This window comes from Methylopila sp. 73B, from assembly GCF_000526315.1.
Classification (GTDB): Bacteria; Pseudomonadota; Alphaproteobacteria; order Rhizobiales; family Methylopilaceae; genus Methylopila.
In genome coordinates this window covers 2,037,919-2,053,883 of the sequence record NZ_JAFV01000001.1, presented here as the reverse complement: position 1 = coordinate 2,053,883, position 15,965 = coordinate 2,037,919, and the positions used below count along the sequence as shown (strand labels likewise).

At 71.6% G+C, this 15,965-nt stretch carries 11 protein-coding genes; 3 read left to right on the top strand and 8 right to left on the bottom strand.

Features of this window, described 5'->3' with window-relative positions; genetic code table 11:
* Nucleotides 1-209: 209 nt before the first annotated feature.
* Together hisG and K244_RS0109950 are read right to left on the bottom strand one after the other, a co-directional pair.
* Nucleotides 210-1,214, bottom strand: a complete 1,005-nt coding sequence (gene hisG, locus K244_RS0109955; protein WP_020186114.1) for an ATP phosphoribosyltransferase — start codon at nt 1,212-1,214, stop codon at nt 210-212.
* Nucleotides 1,215-1,219: 5 nt separating this feature from the next.
* Entirely contained in the window at nt 1,220-2,311 is a 1,092-nt protein-coding gene (locus K244_RS0109950; protein WP_020186113.1) for an ATP phosphoribosyltransferase regulatory subunit, read from the bottom strand.
* Nucleotides 2,312-2,570: 259 nt separating this feature from the next.
* On the opposite strand from K244_RS0109950, the gene K244_RS0109945 reads away from it, so the two are divergent.
* Together K244_RS0109945 and K244_RS0109940 are read left to right on the top strand one after the other, a co-directional pair.
* Nucleotides 2,571-3,935, top strand: coding sequence for an NAD(P)/FAD-dependent oxidoreductase (locus K244_RS0109945; RefSeq protein ID WP_024816417.1), 1,365 nt, complete (start codon nt 2,571-2,573; stop codon nt 3,933-3,935).
* Nucleotides 3,936-4,161: 226 nt separating this feature from the next.
* Nucleotides 4,162-6,486, top strand: coding sequence for an aminomethyltransferase family protein (locus K244_RS0109940; protein ID WP_020186111.1), 2,325 nt, complete (start codon nt 4,162-4,164; stop codon nt 6,484-6,486).
* A gap of 75 nt (nt 6,487-6,561) precedes the next feature.
* Here the strand turns inward: K244_RS0109940 and cutA are convergent, their stop codons facing one another.
* Nucleotides 6,562-6,882, bottom strand: a complete 321-nt coding sequence (gene cutA / locus K244_RS0109935) for a divalent-cation tolerance protein CutA (protein ID WP_020186110.1) — start codon at nt 6,880-6,882, stop codon at nt 6,562-6,564.
* Between the two features lie 125 nt (nt 6,883-7,007).
* On the opposite strand from cutA, the gene K244_RS0109930 reads away from it, so the two are divergent.
* Nucleotides 7,008-7,961 (top strand): ring-cleaving dioxygenase, encoded by a 954-nt coding sequence (locus K244_RS0109930; RefSeq protein WP_020186109.1) that lies wholly within the window; start codon nt 7,008-7,010, stop codon nt 7,959-7,961.
* A 7-nt stretch (nt 7,962-7,968) separates the two neighbouring features.
* Here K244_RS0109930 and K244_RS0109925 read toward each other — a convergent pair whose 3' ends face one another.
* From K244_RS0109925 to K244_RS0109905, 5 genes are all read right to left on the bottom strand, one after another.
* Nucleotides 7,969-8,673 (bottom strand): MarC family protein, encoded by a 705-nt coding sequence (locus K244_RS0109925; protein WP_020186108.1) that lies wholly within the window; start codon nt 8,671-8,673, stop codon nt 7,969-7,971.
* 38 nt (nt 8,674-8,711) lie between these two features.
* Nucleotides 8,712-10,787 (bottom strand): hypothetical protein, encoded by a 2,076-nt coding sequence (locus K244_RS0109920; protein ID WP_020186107.1) that lies wholly within the window; start codon nt 10,785-10,787, stop codon nt 8,712-8,714.
* Nucleotides 10,788-10,962: 175 nt separating this feature from the next.
* A complete protein-coding gene (locus K244_RS0109915) occupies nt 10,963-13,809 on the bottom strand; it encodes a DUF4159 domain-containing protein (RefSeq protein WP_020186106.1) in 2,847 nt (948 codons plus the stop codon).
* Nucleotides 13,806-14,720 (bottom strand): DUF58 domain-containing protein, encoded by a 915-nt coding sequence (locus tag K244_RS0109910; RefSeq protein ID WP_020186105.1) that lies wholly within the window; start codon nt 14,718-14,720, stop codon nt 13,806-13,808. The genes K244_RS0109915 and K244_RS0109910 overlap by 4 nt, the downstream gene beginning before the upstream one ends.
* Nucleotides 14,721-14,725: 5 nt before the next feature.
* Nucleotides 14,726-15,736 (bottom strand): MoxR family ATPase, encoded by a 1,011-nt coding sequence (locus K244_RS0109905; RefSeq protein ID WP_020186104.1) that lies wholly within the window; start codon nt 15,734-15,736, stop codon nt 14,726-14,728.
* Nucleotides 15,737-15,965 lie beyond the last annotated feature (229 nt).

The window sequence follows — 15,965 nt, the reverse complement described above, 5'->3', positions numbered from 1 at the left end:
CATCTCGGCGGACGAACGCGATATGATGTTTTGAGGGCCGGCGATCCAACAAATCAAAAAATTCGCGGAAACGTGGAACCAGCCGTGGGGCTCCACGTTATGTCCCCGAAAGCTCCCCCGAGCTTTTCGACTGGCCGCTGGCTCCCCCGACCGGCAGGCCGTTAAAGGGCGGAACCGCTACCCCCGAAGCGGTTCCGCCCTTCCTATTTTCAGCCCAATGCGCCGAACAGATCCGCGACCAGTCGCGGGTTGGGTTCGAACACGTCTTCAAGCGTCGCGACGGTGATCGTGCCGGCGCCGGCGGTCGCGAGCGCCTCGACGAGCGAGAACACCGCCTTCTTCGGGGCATGCAGCACCAATGGCGTTCCCGGCGGCGGCGGGCCGAACGGCGCGCGGGCGTCGTAGCGGGCGGCGAGATCGACCAGCGTCCGGCCCACGCCCTCGTCGAAGCGGCACCGGATTTCGCGGACCTCGCGGGCGCGCACCTCCGCCGCGATCCGCGTAAGGATGGTGCGCACCGCGGCGCGCGCGCCGTCGTGCCAATCCGCGCCGAGGCTCGCGACCAGCTGCGCCTGGCTCCGAAGCATGACGCCGTCCTCCAGCACCTTGAGCGCGTTGGCCTCCAACGTGGCGCCGGTGGTGGTGATGTCGACCACGATGTCGGCGACGCCGGCCGCCGGCGCGCCCTCGGTCGCGCCGAGGCTTTCCACGATCCGGTAGTTCGAGACGCTGGTGCGCGCGCCCCGCCGGTCGCCGGGCTCTGTCCAGGCGAAGAAGTTGCGCACCAGGTTCACGTACTTGGTCGCGACCCGCAGCCGCCGGCCGTGGCGGCGCTGCATGTCCGCCGCGACGTCGTCGAGGTCGGCCATGGTGGCGACGTCGATCCAGGCCTTCGGCACGGCCACCACCACGTTGGCGTAGCCGAAGCCGAGCGGCTGCAGCAGCTTCACGCGCGTCGCGGCGTCCGGGATCTCCTCGCGGACGAGGTCCTCGCCGGTGACGCCGAGATGGACGGCGCCGCTCGCGAGCTGGCCGGCGATGTCGGAGGCGGAGAGATAGGCGATCTCGACGTTCGGCACGTCCGCGATCGCGCCGCGGTAGTCGCGCGCCCCGCCGGGCTGCACGAAGTTGAGGCCGGCGCGTGCGAAGAAGGCGTGCGCGTTCTCCTGCAGGCGGCCCTTGGAGGGAACGGCGAGGATCAGCGGTCCGGACATGGGCGTCAGGCTCCGGGGAAGCGGTCGAGCCACAGGGCGAAGCCGACGCCGGGGGCAGGGCGCGTGGCGCCGAGCGCCGTCAGGAGGCCGTCGTAGCGACCGCCGCCCGCGAGCGGGCCGGGCGCGCCGGGGCGGCCGAGCTCGAACACGAGACCGGTGTAGTAGTCCAGCCTGCGGCCGAAGCGGGTCGAGAACCGCATGCGGTCGACGGGCAGCCCCGCGCCGGCGAAGGCGTCGAGCCGCCGGCCCAGCGTTTCGAGGGCGGGCCCGATGGCGAGACCCTCGCGGGCGAGGGCGCCGAGGCGCGTTTCGGCCGCGCGGGCGAGGTCGTCCACCGCGAGGAAGTCCTGCAGCGCCTTGCGCTGGGCGGCCGGAAGGCGCGCGGCGGAGCGGGCGGCGTTCTGCTCGATGAAGCGCTCGGCGATCTCGCCCGGCGTGCGTCCGCCGACGGTCGCGATGCCGGCGAGCGAGAGCAGATCCTCCACCACCGTGCGGGCGGCGTCGGGGCCGGCGGCGTCGAGCGCGCCGAAGAGGCCCGCGTGCGCGGCGCGGGCCGGCGGCGGCGCGTTGAGGGCGTCCAGCGTCTCGCCATAGGCGATCTCGCGCTTCAGGCGGCGGCGCAGCGCGGACGGCGCCTCAAGCGCCTCGACCGCGGCGTCGAGCAGGGCGAGGTCGCCGAGCTGGATAGACGGCTCGGGCACGCCAAGCGCCGCGGCGGCCTCGAGCGCCAGCGCGAGGATCTCGGTCTCGGCCACGAGCCCATCCGGGCGGCCGAAGCTTTCGACGCCGGCCTGGGCGATCTCGCTCGGCCCCGAGCGCGTCTGGCGGAAGATCGGGCCGGCGTAGAAATAGGACTGCGCGCGGCCGGCGTCGCCGCCGGCGATGTGCTGAAGCGCGACGGGAATGGTAAAGTCAGGCCGAAGGCAGAGATCGCGGCCGTCCGCGTCGGCGGTGAGGAACATGCGGGTGCGCAACTCCTCGCCCATGACGTGGAGGAACGGCTCCGCCGGCTGTAGAATCTGGGGCTCGGCGCGCGCGAAGCCGGCGGCTTCGAAGCGGCGGAGCAGGGTCGGCGGAAGGGGCGCGAGCGGGGACATCGGGTCTGGCGTCGCCGGGCATGTTGCGGGGTCGCCCGCGCCTCTAGCAGGGGCGAGACCCGAAGGCGACTTTTTTCGACGTCGACAGGCTCTCGCAGGTTTGTGGCTTTGGCTGACGCTAATTCCTCAAAAGCAAAAACGTTGACACTCACGAAAACATGAAGGATCGTTTCGGCCGTCGAATTGCAGGGGAACAAGCCGGCGCGCACGACGTGACCGGCCGCGAACGACGCTCATGAACGAGTTCGAGGAGGGGTCATTGCCCAAGCGTGTCGCCGTTATCGGAGCCGGGCCCAGCGGGCTTGCCGTGCTCCGCGCCTTCGAGTCCGCGAAGGCCGCGGGCGTCGAGGTCCCGGAAATGGTCTGCTACGAGAAGCAGTCCAACTGGGGCGGGCTCTGGAACTACACGTGGCGCACCGGGCTCGACGAGTTCGGCGAACCGGTTCATGGCTCCATGTACCGCTACCTGTGGTCGAACGGCCCGAAGGAGTGTCTAGAGTTCGCGGACTACTCCTTCGAAGAGCACTTCGGCCGGCCCATCCCGTCCTACCCACCGCGCGCGGTGCTTCACGACTACATCGCCGGCCGCGTCGAGCGCAGCGGCGTCCGCAAATACTGCAAGTTCAACCACGCCGTGCGCGACGTTGAGTGGGACGAGGCGACCCAGAAGTTCACCGTCACGGTCTCCGATCTCGTCGCCAAGAAGCGGGTGTCGGAGGAGTTCGACTACGTCTTCGTCTGCAACGGCCACTTCTCCACGCCGAACGTGCCGAGCTTCGAGGGCGTCGAGAAGTTCCTCGGCCGCGTGCTGCACGCGCATGACTTCCGCTGCGCTGACGAATTCGCCGGCAAGCACGTGCTGCTGATCGGCTCGAGCTACTCCGCCGAAGACATCGCGACCCAGTGCCACAAGTACGGCGCGAAGCAGATCACCTTCAGCTACCGCACCCGCCCGATGGGCTTCGATTGGCCCGCGAGCTTCTCGGAGAAGCCGCTGCTGACCAAGGTCGTCGGCAAGACCTGCCACTTCAAGGACGGCTCGACCGCGGAAGACGTCGACGCGATCATCTTCTGCACGGGCTATCTCAACCACTACCCGTTCCTGCCGGACGATCTCCGGCTCGAGACCCGCACCAGCCTGTACCCGGCGAACCTCTACAAGGGCATCTTCTGGGAGCAGAACCCGAAGCTGATGCACATCGGCGCGCAGGACCAGTTCTACACCTTCAACATGTTCGACGCGCAGGCGTGGTACGCCCGCGACGTGGTGCTCGACCGCATCGCGCTGCCGGATTACGCGACGATGCACGCAGACAGCGAAGCCTGGGTGGCGCGGCTCGGGACGCTCGAAACCGCCGAGCAGATGATCGACTTCCAGACCGACTACGTGCGCGAGCTGCTGGAGCCGACCGACTACCCGCATCTCGACGTCGACACCGTGGCGAAGCTGTTCAAGGAGTGGGAGCACCACAAGGTCGAGGGCATCCTCACCTACCGCGACCGCGCCTACCCCTCGGTCATCACCGGCAACGTCGCGCCGGTGCACCACACCACCTGGATGAAGGCGATGGACGACTCGCTCGAGGCGTTCCTGAACCAGCCGGCGAGCCAGGCGGCGGAGTAACGGGGACCGTCGCACAGCTGCGCGCGCTGCTTCCCTTCTCCCTTGCGGGAGAAGGTGGCGCGCAGCGCCGGATGAGGGGTCGTTCGGGACATCTTCAACGCCGCCGGAGGGCGTCCCGGACGACCCCTCACCCTTACCCTTTCCCGCAAGGGGAGAGGGAGGCTGCGACGTCGCGGCAGCGCGGCGTGCGCCGGCTTGAGTCCCGCTCTTTTGAAAGACCACGTCCATGGACGCCATGACCGACTCCGCTCCGCTCCGCCTCACCACTCTCGTCGCCCGTGGGGGAGAGGCGCTGGTGTTCGACCTCGCGGCCGGCGACCGCTGCCGCGTCGTGGACCCAGAGGGGCGTCAGCCCGGCCTGCTGTTCGCGACCGAGGGCGCTCTCTCTGGCGATTTCGTCGAAGTTTCGGACGAAGACGCGGAGGCCGCCGCCGCCGCCAAGGCCGCGCTCGCTGCGCGCGGGGTCGACGTGTCGCGCTTCGCCGGCTTCCGCCTGCTCTCGACCGACACGGCGCCCGGCGCGGTCGCGGCCTTCCAGGCCTCGGCGGATGCGATCGTGGCATTGGCGCCGATCGGTCGCGCCATGGCGCCGGACGAGCAGACGCCGCCCACCGACCTCAAGCTCGAGATCGCGAGCAACGCCCCGAACCGCGGCGTCGCGCCGCCGCCGCTGGCCGAGCCCAAGCTCGACCTGCGCGTGAGGGCGGCCACCGCCGAGGCCTACCGCGTCAAGGCCGGCGACTACATCCAGATCATCGACGTCGACGGCAAGCAGTGCTCTGACTTTCTGGCCTTCGACGCCGCGGCGCTTGAGCGCGGGAAAGAGTTCGGCCTCGACCCGACCGTCACCCGCACCCTCATGGGCACAGCCAATCCCGGCCCCGGCCTACACTCGAAGTACTTCGACGCGCGCATGACGCCGCTGGTCGAGATCGTGCGCGACACGGTCGGCCGGCACGACGCCTTCCTGCTCGCGTGCTCATCGAAGTACTACGAGGACATGGGCTATCCCGGCCACGACAACTGCACCGACAATTTCAACCGCGCGCTGCGGCCCTACGGGATCGAGCCGCGGGCGGGGTGGCCGGCGATCAACTTCTTCTTCAACACGGTCGTCGGCGCCGACGACGGCATCACCATGGACGAGCCGTGGTCCCGGCCCGGCGACTACGTGCTGCTGCGGGCGCTGACGGACCTCGTCTGCTCCTCCTCCTCCTGCGCGGACGACATCGATGTCGCGAACGCCTGGGAGCCCACCGACATCCATGTGCGCGTCTACGACGCCGCCGAAAACTTCTCCAAAGGCATCGCCCACCGCATGACGCCCGACGCCGAGCCGCGCCTGACGCGCGAAAGCGGGTTCCACCCGCGCACCGCAGCGCTCACCCGCAAGTTCGTAGAGTACCGCGGCTTCTGGCTGGCGGACTGCTACTCCGACGAGGGCCCGATCGCCGAATACTGGGCCTGCCGGGAACGCGCCGCGATCATGGACCTCTCGCCGCTGCGGAAGTTCGAGGTGCTGGGGCCTGACGCCGAGGCGCTGATGCAGCTCGCCGTCACCCGCAACATGAAGAAGCTGGCGGTGGGCCAGGTCGTCTACACCGCCATGTGCTACGACCACGGCGGCATGATCGACGACGGCACGGTGTTCCGGCTCGGCCAGGACAACTTCCGCTGGATCTGCGGCGAGGACTACTGCGGCGTCCACCTGCGGGAGCTTGCGGCGAAGCACGGCCTCAAGGCCTGGGTGAAGACCTCCACCGACCAGCTCCACAACGTCGGCGTCCAGGGCCCGCTGTCGCGCGAGATCCTCGAGACCCTCGTCGTCACGCCGGCGCATCAGCCGACGGTGACCGAGCTGAAGTGGTTCCGCTTCACCGTCGGCAAGATCGCCGGGATTCCGGTCGTGGTCTCGCGCACCGGCTACACCGGCGAGCTTGGCTACGAGGTGTTCTGCCACCCGGACAAGGCCCCGGAGGTGTGGGACGCGATCATGGCGGCCGGCGAGCCGCGCGGGATGAAGCCGCTCGGCCTCAAGGCGCTCGACATGCTGCGCATCGAGGCGGGGCTCGCCTTCGCCGGCTATGAGTTCTGCGACCAGACCGACCCGTTCGAGGCCGGCATCGGCTTCGCTGTGCCGAAGGAGAAGACCGACCCTTACGTCGGCGCGGAGGCGCTCAAGCGCCGCCGCGAGACGCCGTCGAAGAAGCTGGTCGGCCTGGACGTCACCGGCGCCGAGCACATCGGCCACGGCGACTGCGTGCATGTGGGCCGCGCGCAGATCGGCGTCGTCACCAGCGCGACCCGCTCGCCGATCCTCGGCAAGACCATCGCGCTCGCGAGGCTTGACGTGACCTACGCCGAGCTCGGCACGGCGGTGGAGATCGGCAAGCTCGACGGCCAGCAGAAGCGCATCCCGGCGACGGTGGTCGCCTTCCCGCACTACGACCCGACGAAGTCGCGGGTGCGCGCCGAGGCCGAGCCCAAGACGGCGCCCGCGATCGATCCGACGCTGTCGCTCGATCCCCGTGGGGCGGCCGAGCGGGCGTGAGAGCTTACGGCGCCTAACCAACCAGCCCGTCACGCCCCGCATGCACGCGTGCGGATGACGGGCTGGTAGAGGTCGTCACCCCACGTCTACGCCCTCTCGCACCCACCCTAGATAGGCCGCCGAGCCTCCGACGATCGGCGTGACTACGATCTCGGGCAGCTCGTAAGGATGCCATTCGAGGATCGCCGCCTGCAGCGCGGGAACCAAAGAGGCAAGCGTCTTGAGCTCCACCGCGAGTTCCTCCGCCGTCTCCACCGCGCCCTTCCACCGGTAGACGCTCCGCCGCGCCACGATCCCGGCGCAGGCCGCAAGCCGACGCTCCACAGCCGCCCGAGCGATGGCCTCGGCTGCGTCGGCGTCGTCCACCGTGGTCGTCACGATCACGAACTCGGTCATCGCCCGCTCCTGGTTGCGTCGGCGGCATAAGCGGCGGGCGCCTACGCATACAGCCTGCTCTTAACGTTGCGGGCGCGCACGCCGATATGGAAAGCCAAGCCCCGTCAGCCAGGAGGTCGTTCCCCATGTCGCTCGCGCTCACCGGCGTCCACCACCTCACCGCGATCACGGCCGACGCCGCCGCGAACCGTCGCTTCTACGTCGAGACTATGGGCCTACGTCTGGTGAAGAAGACCGTGAACCAGGACGACGTCAGCGCCTACCATCTGTTTTACGCCGACGGGCAGGCCTCGCCGGGCACGGACCTGACCTTCTTCGACTGGCCCGCGCCGCGCGAGCGCCGGGGCTCGAACAGCATCGTGCGCACCGGCCTGCGCGTCGCCGACGAGGCGGCGCTGGCGTGGTGGCGCGAGCGGCTCACGGCGCAGGGCGTCACGGTCTCGGACATCGCCGAACGCGCCGGCCGACCGTCGCTGGATCTCGAGGACGGGGAAGGCCAACGGCTCCGGCTCGTGGCCGACGGCGGCGCCGGCGAGGCGCACTCGTGGGAGGCGAGTTCGGTGCCGGCCGAGCGCCAGATCCGCGGGCTCGGGCCGATCACCATCAGCGCGCCGAAGCTCGAGCGCACCGCGCGGGTGCTGACCGAGGTGATGAACATGCGTCATGTGGCCGAGCAGGCCGATCCTGACGGCGTCGGGCGTGTCCATGTCTTCGCCATGGGCGAGGGCGGCGGCCCGGAAACGGAGCTGCATGTCGCGGTGCAGCCGGGCCTCGGCTTCGCGGGGCAAGGCGCCGGCGGCGCGCACCACGTCGCCTTCCGCACGCCGGACCGCGCGGGCCTCACCGCCTGGACCGAGCGGGTGACGGAGGCGGGCCTGCGCTCCAGCGGGGAGGTCGAGCGCTACTACTTCCGCTCGCTCTACTTCCGCGAGCCCGGCGGCGTGCTGTTCGAGATCGCGACGGACGGTCCAGGCTTCGCAGTCGACGAGCCGGGGGAGACGCTCGGCGAACGTCTCGCGCTGCCGCCGTTCCTGGAGCCCCAGCGGGCCGAGATCGAAGCCGGCCTCAAGCCGCTGTGAGGCGTCCTCATCGCCGCGTCGGCGCAACGACCGCCGCAGCCTCCTCCGCCCGCACCTGCTTCAGCGCCTCCATCGCGCCGTTGAGCGTGATCTGGACGCCGACGCAGAGCAGGAGGAACGCGGCGAGCCGCGCCACGATCTGCACGCGCCCGGGCCCGAGCAGGCTCACGATTCCGTCCGCCCAGCGGTAGGCGAGCCAGACGGAGCCCGCCACCGCGAGCGCGCCCGCGGAGGCGCCGACCGCGAAGGTGACGAAGGCCGCGCCTTCCGCCGGGCGGTTGGCGCCCAGCGCGATCGCGACCGAGATGGTGCCGGGGCCGGTTGTCAGCGGCATGGTGAGAGGGAAGAAGGCGGTGTCGGCGGGGGCGCCCTCCATCGCCTCATCGGCTTGGCTCTGCTTGCGCGCCTCGCGGTGCTCCGGCGCGTTCAGCATCTGCCAGGCGGCGGCGGCCACCACCAGCCCGCCGGCGATCCGAAGCGCCTCGATCGTCACGCCGAAGAAGTTCAGCACGTAGACGCCGATCCACAGCGCGCCGAACATGATCATGGCGGCGTAGACGCCGATGCGGCCGGCGAGCGCGACCCGCTCCAGATGCGTGCGGTTCGACGTGACCTGGCTGAAGATCAGCGCCCCGCCCATCGGGTTCACGATCGAGAACAGCGCGGAGAAGGCGAGCAGGAAGTGCTGGACGAGATCGAGCCCCCACGACATCGCCGCGGCTCAGGTCGGGCGGGGGTGGCGCGGGCGGCTCACCGGCCCTCGCGCGCCCAGGTCGCCGCGAAGGCGCCGATCAGCAGCATCAGCCCGAGAATCCCCGCGAACACCGGCAGGATGCCGATGCCGCGCACCACCGAGACGTCGGCTTGGCGGACGCCGATCCAGTCGGAGCCAGAGGCTCGCGCCCCGGCGGCCACCGGCACGACGCGCGGGACCTCGATGTCGGCGCCCGGCTCCGCCACCACCCGGCGGACGGAACCGCCGGTCGCGCCGGCGACGCCTTCGAGGCGCTTCGGGCTGCTCGCGACCTCCGTGAACTCGCGCGGGTTCGGCGGGCCGACGTTGACCAGGGTGGTGAACGTCCCGTCCGTCGCCCGGTGCAGGCCGAGCTCCGGCGTCTCCATCACGCCGCGCCACAGGCCGGGCTCCGCCTCGGTCAGCGTGACCTCGCGCGTCGCGCCGCCGGGCAGCGTGACGGTCACCGGCTGGACCTCGTCCTTCAGCGTCTGCCGCTCAAAGGTGACGGTCTTGCCGGTCGCGCGCGAGCGCAGCGCCTCCTCGTCGAGGTCCGGCTCCTTCATCAGCCAGTGCGACAGCCGCCGCAGCAGGTCCACATGGGGGCCGCCGCCATCGAAGCCCCGCGCCCAGAGCCAGGCGTGGTCGGAGAGCAGCAGCGCAACGCGGCCCTGGTTCTCGCGGGCGAGGACCAGCAGCGGCCGGTCGTCAGGGCCGGTCAGCACGGCTTCGCCCTCGCGCAACCGGCTGTCGACCATCCGGAACCACGGCGCCCAGGTCGGCGGGTTGGTTTCGGACCCCGGCAGCCCGCGGGTGACCGGATGCTTGCGGCCGACGTCGGAGAGCTGCGCGCGGAAGGCGCGCTCCACCACGCCGCCCATCGGCTCGGCCGGAAGCACCTGGGCGAGGGGCGTTTCGAACAGCGAGCCGGGCTCGGCGTAGTCCGGGCCGGAGGCGACCAGCACCGCGCCGCCGTCCCGCACATAGCGGGCGATGTTGTCGAAGTAGATGATCGGCAGGATGCCCTGGCGCGCGTAGCGGTCGAAGATGATGAGGTCGAACTCGTCGATCTTCTGGGCGAACAGCTCGCGCGTGGGGAAGGCGATCAGCGACAGCTCGTTGATCGGGGTGCCGTCCTGCTTGTCCGGCGGGCGCAGGATGGTGAAGTGCACGAGATCGACGCTGGCGTCCGCCTTCAGGAGGTTGCGCCAGGTCCGCTCGCCGGCGTGCGGCTCGCCGGAGACCAGCAGCACCCGGAGCTTCTCGCGCACGCCGTCGATCGGCAGCACCACCCGGTTGTTGACCCTGGTGATCTCCTGCGGGACCTGCTCGGCCTCGATCTCGATGAAGTTCACGCCCGCATGCGCGATCGGGGCGTCGAAGGTCGTGACCTGCCCGGGGAGCGCGTCGAGTCTCGCGATCTCCTCGCCGTCGCGGCGCACCACCACCGGCACGGGCCGGCCCAGCCCCTGACCGACCTCGTCGATCCGGAAGCCCACCTTCTGCGTCTGGCCGACGATGCCGAAGCGGGGCGACAGCGTCAGCGCCACCCGGCGGTCGCGCTCGTCCGGCCGTCCCGTGATCAGCGCGTGCAGGGGCGCCGTGAAGCCGAGGTCGCGAGCGTCCGCCGGCACGTCGTGGACGACTCCGTCGGTGACGAACAGCGCGCCGGCCACGCGTTCCGGCGGCACGTCGGCCAGCGCGTTGCGCAGCGCCGAGAACAGCTCGGTGCCGTCCGAGGCCGTGCCGTCCTGCCCGGCCTCGATCCAGCGGACCTCGGTGTTCGGCAGGCCGCGCAGCCGCTCCTCAACCGCCTGCCGCACGGCGTCGGTCTGTTCCTTCCGGCCGTCGAGCGTCTGGCTGCCCGAGCGGTCGACGACCACAGGCAGGATGTTGGTCAGGGTCTCGCGGTCCTCGCGCGTGAAGGAGGGGTTCGCGAGCGCGAGCAGCAGGCAGGCGATGGCGCCCGCGCGCAGCCAGGCGCCGCGGGTGCGCCCGAGCACGCAGAGCGCCGCCACGACCGCGCCCGCGATCGCCAAAGCGATCAGCGCGGGGAGGGGCAGCAGCGGCGCGAAGGCGACGTCGAGGTTCATGCGTCTTCCTTTTCCCTCCTCGCGCCGTCAGGCGTGGGGAGGGTGGCCTCGGCCGGTAGGTCGAGGTCGGGTGGGGGCTCGGGCGTGGAGCGCAGGTGGTCGACGCACCCCACCCGGCCGGCCTGCGGCCGTCCACCCTCCCCTGTCCCAGGGGAGGGATGACCGCGGAGCCGCCTCACTGCCCCAGCCTTTCGAGCAGCGCCGGCACATGGACCTGGTCCGCCTTGTAGTTTCCGGTCAGCGTGTACATCACGATGTTGATGCCGACGCGGGTCGACATCTCGCGCTGGCGTTCGTCGCTGGAGGTTGGGAACAGCGGCAGGCCATCGGAGCCCACCGCCCAGGCGCCCGCGAGATCCGCGCCGGTGATCAGGATCGGCGAGACGCCGTCGCCCGCGCGGGCCGGGCGCTCCTCGCCGTCGTCGGCGGCGGGGATGGTCTCGACCCAGAGCGGGCTTCCGGCGTAGCGCCCGGGAAACTCATCGAGCAGGTAGAACGCCTTGGTCAGAACGTGGTCGCGTGGCACGGGCTCCAGCGATGGCACGTCGAGACCGGCCAGGATGCGCTTCAGGCTGTCGCCCTCCGGGCCGCGGCCGCCGGTCAGGGCGTCGCGGGTGTCGAACAGGATGGTGCCGCCCTGCTTCATGTAGGCGTCGATGCGGGCGAGCGCGTCCTGTGAGGGCGTCGGCGCGCCTTCCACCACGGGCCAATACAGCAGCGGAAAGAACGCGAGCTCGTCCTTGGCGGGATCCACCGCCATGGGCGCCCCGGGCTCGAGCGCGGTGCGGAGCGCGATCTGCTGCGTCAGGCCCTCGAGCCCGGCCTTCGCGATGCGGTCGGCTTCAAAATCGCCGGTCGAGACATAGGCGAGACGGGTGGCGAGCGTCGCTTCGAGCGCAAAGCGTTCGTCGTAAGCGGCCTTCGGCGGCGCAGCCTGGGCGATCCCGGGGGTGGATTGCGCGACGAGCGCGAGACCCGCAACGGCCAGCGCCAACGCCGCCGCCCTTGGACCGCGGCGCGCAAGCAGCGCCAGACCGCCGCCGAGCAGGAACACCACCAGGCTGTCGAGGATGGCGAACAGCGCGGCCAGCGTGAACAGCCACGGCGCGATCGGCGTCGGCTCCACCGCCACAACGTCCGAAACCGTCGCGTCGAGGCCGGCCAGATCGATGCGCGCAAGGCTCGTGTCGGCGCCGAGCGCATTGATCGCGATCCCGGCCTCGACGGGGCCGTAGAAGCCGGGAGGGTTGTCCGGGGTCGCCGCGGGGCGGCCTTCGGTAGGGGCGGGCTTGGCCGTCGCCGGCGGGCTGCGGAACGCGCCGAAGCCGTCGAGGGTGCGGGTCGGCGGCAGCGTCGCGCGCGCAGACGCGGCCTGCGCCGGTTCGGCAGACGCCGAGGCCGCGGCGGCGCCCTGCGCAGCGTCTTTCGGCGCGGGACCAGACCCCGACAGATCGACGATCCGCCGCAGCATGTCGACGAAGGCGCCCGACAGCGGCAGGTTCGACCAGCGGGTGTCGGCGGTGACATGGAACAAGACGCTCAGTCCTTTGGTGTCGCGCGCGCCGGTCACGAGCGGGGTGCCGTCCGCGAGCGTCGCCCACACCCGGTCGGGCAGGTCCGCGTCGGGCTCCGCCAGAACCTGGCGCGTCACGGTCACGTCGCCCGGAACGGCGAGCGGAGCGAAGGGGCCGGAGCCTGCGAAGCTCGCAAGCGCCTGCGGCGTCTCCCAGGCGAGCGCGCCGCCAAGCGTGCGCCCACCCTGCCGCAGCCGCACCGGGCTCAGGCCGTCGTCGGCGGCGCCTGCGAGGCGGGGGCCGGCGAAGCGCACGAGCACGCCTCCGTCCCGCACCCAGCCGCTCAGGCGCGCCCGGGCGGCTTCGGTCAACGCGCCGACATCGGCGAGCATGATCACGGGCAGCTTCTGCTCCACGAAGCTTTCCACGGCGGCGCTTGCGCCCTGGCCGCGGGCCTCGCGCACGTCCGCGAAGGGCTTGAGCGCCTGGGTGACGTAATAGGTCGGCGACAGCAGCGGCTGCGCGGTGTCGGCGGTCGCGCCGGTGACGACGCCGACGGTGCGGCGGCGGGAGCGCTGGTCGAGCAGGTGCACGGCGCCGGCCGTCTTGGCGCCCACGATCTCCAGCCGGGCGATGTCGTTGCGGAGTTCGACCGGCATCTCGAAGGTCGCCGTCGCCTCGCGGGCGCCGACGCCGAACGCCGCGTCGGTCTCGCCGAGCGCGCGGCCGCGCAGGTCGCTGGCGCGCACCCGCACGGTCTCCGGACCCGCGGCCTCGGCGCGGAGCGCCTTCACGGTCAGGCCGCCCGGCGCATTGTCGGCGGCCGCGAGGCCGCGGGCGGAGCGGGCGGGATCAATGCGGATCGCAAGCCCGCGGGAGCCGAGCGCGGCTTTGAGCCCGTCGGCGAAGGCGCGGGCGTTTCCGCCGGCCAGCCCGTCGGAAATCCAAAGCGCGTCGGCGGAAGGGTTCGCCTTGAGCCACTCGCTGAGCGCGGGCAGCAGCAGCGCGCGGTCCGGCGAGAACGGCTCCGGCGCAAGCACTCTGAGGCGTTTCGCGGCCTCGTCGGCGGTCTCGAGACCGATCTCGCGGCGGGCGGCGTCGGCGGTCGCCACCAGCGCCACGGCGCGGCCGTCGTCGCCGGCCGCCGCGATCGCCGCGCTTGCGGCGTCGACTCGCGCGTCCCATTCGGGCGCGGCCGCCCAGCCGTTGTCGACCACGACGAGCAGCGGACCGGACCCCGCGGTCGCGGCCGCCTGCGGGTTCCAGATCGGCCGCGCGAGCGCGAAGATGATCAGCGCGGCGAGCCCGAGCCGCAGCAGCAGCAGCCACCACGGCGTGCGCGACGGCGTCTCGCGCTTGGCCACAACGTCCAGCAGGAGGCGCATCGGCGGGAAGGCGACCGTCTGCGGACGCGGCGGGGTCAGGCGCAGCAGCAGCCACAACGCCGGCAGGGCGATGAGGCCGACGAGCAGCCAGGGGCTGAGAAAGGCGAGGGGGAGCGCGCTCATGCGGCCGGCTCCGCGAGCCGCGCGTGCAGCGCGAGCAGCGGCTCGGTCGCGGGACGGTCGGTGCGGTGGATGTGCAGCGTCCAGCCGTGGCGGCGGACGATCTCGGCCAGCGCCGCGCGGTGGCGGGCGAGCCGCTCGGCGTAGCCCTGCCGCCACTCCTCGGCGCGGCCGGCGACCAGCTTGAGGCCTGCGACGTCCGGGTCGAGAAACTCGGTGCGGCCGGTGAAGGGGAAGGTTTCCTCGACAGGATCGACGATCGCCACCAGATGCCCGCGTCCGCCGCGCGCCGCGAGGCTCGCGACGGTCGCCGCGATCTCCTCCTCCGGCGCCAGCAGGTCGCCGATCACGATCGCCTCCGACAGCCGCGCGATCGGGGCGGCCGCGGGCGGCAGATGCGCGTCGTCGTCGCCGGCGGCGATCAAGGCTTGCGCGAGGTTCTCGATGGCGTTGCGGCTCGCGGTCGGGCGTGTCAACCCGAGCAGGCCGACGCGCTCCCCGCCGCGCACCAGCACGTCCGCGAGCGCGAGCCCAATAACGACGGCGCGCTCGACCTTGGAGGTCTCGGACAGGCTGGAGCGGAAGGCCATGCTGCGGGAGCGGTCGATCCAGATCCAGACGGTGTGCGCCGCCTCCCACTCCTGCTCGCGGATGTAGACGTTGTCGTCGCGGGCGGAGCGGCGCCAGTCGATGCGGCCGGCGGGCTCGCCTGTGGTGAAGCGACGAAACTGCCAGAAGTTCTCGCCCGTGCCCGCACGCCTGCGGCCGTGCAGGCCGTGGACGACGGTCGCCGAGGCTCGGCGCGCCGCGACGACCAGCCGGGGCAGGCTGCCGGCGAGGCCGAGCGCCGCCTCCTCGTGCCGCTGGGCGACGCGCGTCTCGGAGGGATCGAGCAGCCCGGCCCGCACCGCCATCCGCGTCAGCCGAGCCGCTCGACGAGCTTCGCGATCACGCCCTGAAGCGTGTCGCCGTCGGCGCGGGCGGAGAAGGTCAGCGCCATGCGGTGCTTCAGGATCGGGCCGGCCAGCGCCGCCACGTCGTCGATCGAGGGCGCGAAGCGGCCGTCGAGCAAGGCGCGGGCGCGCACGCCCAGCATCAGCGACTGGCTGGCGCGGGGGCCGGGGCCCCAGGCGATCTTGTCGGCGACGGCCTTCTCCGCCGTCTCCGGACGGGCGGAGCGCACGAGGTCGAGGATGGCTTCGACGACGGATTCGCCCACCGGCAGGCGGCGGACGAGGCGCTGCGCCTGAAGCAGGTCGTCGGTGGTCATCGCCGCCTTCGGCTTCGCCTCCTCCGAGCCCGTGGTGGCGAGCAGGATGCGACGCTCGGCGTCCCGGTCGGGATAGTCGACGTCGATCTGCATCAGGAATCGGTCGAGCTGCGCCTCGGGCAGCGGATAGGTGCCTTCCTGCTCCAGCGGGTTCTGGGTGGCGAGCACGTGGAAGGGGCGCGGCAGGTCGTAGCGCTGGCCGGCGACGGTGACGTGGTACTCCTGCATCGCCTGGAGTAGCGCGGACTGCGTGCGCGGGCTCGCGCGGTTGATCTCGTCGGCCATCAGCAGCTGCGCGAAGATCGGCCCGGAGACGAAGCGGAACGAACGACGCCCGTGGGCGTCCTCCTCCAGCACCTCTGAGCCGAGGATGTCGGAGGGCATCAGGTCCGGCGTGAACTGCACCCGTCGCGCGTCGAGGCCGAGCACCGTGCCGAGCGTCTCGACCAGCTTCGTCTTGGCGAGGCCGGGAACGCCGACCAGCAGGGCGTGGCCGCCGCAGAGGACCGTCAGCAGCGCCTGGTCGACCACCTTGTCCTGGCCGAAGATAACCTGGCCGATCGCGGCGCGGGCGCTGGCCACATGGCCGCCGATCGCTTCCGCGCCGCGGACGATGGCCGCGTCGAGGTCGGTCGCGCCGTCGGTCGCCGCTTGCGTCATGGAGCGCTCCTCGCATGCTGTGTCGTCGGACTGTTACGCATCGGACGACCGTATGGCCCACAATGCAAGCCTCGCGCCGTGGGCTTAAGGTCGGGAGCGCGGGCGTGGGGCGGGTTACCCTCGTAGGTCCGCCGCCTTACATTTAGGCAGAGGGCAGGAAAGGGGCGACACCAAGGCCCCGCCCGGAGATGCAGGAGCGTCAACTGAACGTGATGTCCGACCAGACGCC

What these genes read in the sequence shown, in the direction of transcription:
- K244_RS0109950 (WP_020186113.1), bottom strand. Translation starts at nt 2,311, where the DNA reads ATGTCCCCGCTCGCGCCCCTTCCGCCGACCCTGCTCCGCCGCTTCGAA.
- K244_RS0109930 (WP_020186109.1), top strand. Translation starts at nt 7,008, where the DNA reads ATGTCGCTCGCGCTCACCGGCGTCCACCACCTCACCGCGATCACGGCC.
- K244_RS0109920 (WP_020186107.1), bottom strand. Translation starts at nt 10,787, where the DNA reads ATGAACCTCGACGTCGCCTTCGCGCCGCTGCTGCCCCTCCCCGCGCTG.
- K244_RS0109905 (WP_020186104.1), bottom strand. Translation starts at nt 15,736, where the DNA reads ATGACGCAAGCGGCGACCGACGGCGCGACCGACCTCGACGCGGCCATC.
- K244_RS0109940 (WP_020186111.1), top strand. Translation starts at nt 4,162, where the DNA reads ATGGACGCCATGACCGACTCCGCTCCGCTCCGCCTCACCACTCTCGTC.
- K244_RS0109910 (WP_020186105.1), bottom strand. Translation starts at nt 14,720, where the DNA reads ATGGCGGTGCGGGCCGGGCTGCTCGATCCCTCCGAGACGCGCGTCGCC.
- cutA (WP_020186110.1), bottom strand. Translation starts at nt 6,882, where the DNA reads ATGACCGAGTTCGTGATCGTGACGACCACGGTGGACGACGCCGACGCA.
- K244_RS0109915 (WP_020186106.1), bottom strand. Translation starts at nt 13,809, where the DNA reads ATGAGCGCGCTCCCCCTCGCCTTTCTCAGCCCCTGGCTGCTCGTCGGC.
- hisG (WP_020186114.1), bottom strand. Translation starts at nt 1,214, where the DNA reads ATGTCCGGACCGCTGATCCTCGCCGTTCCCTCCAAGGGCCGCCTGCAG.
- K244_RS0109925 (WP_020186108.1), bottom strand. Translation starts at nt 8,673, where the DNA reads ATGTCGTGGGGGCTCGATCTCGTCCAGCACTTCCTGCTCGCCTTCTCC.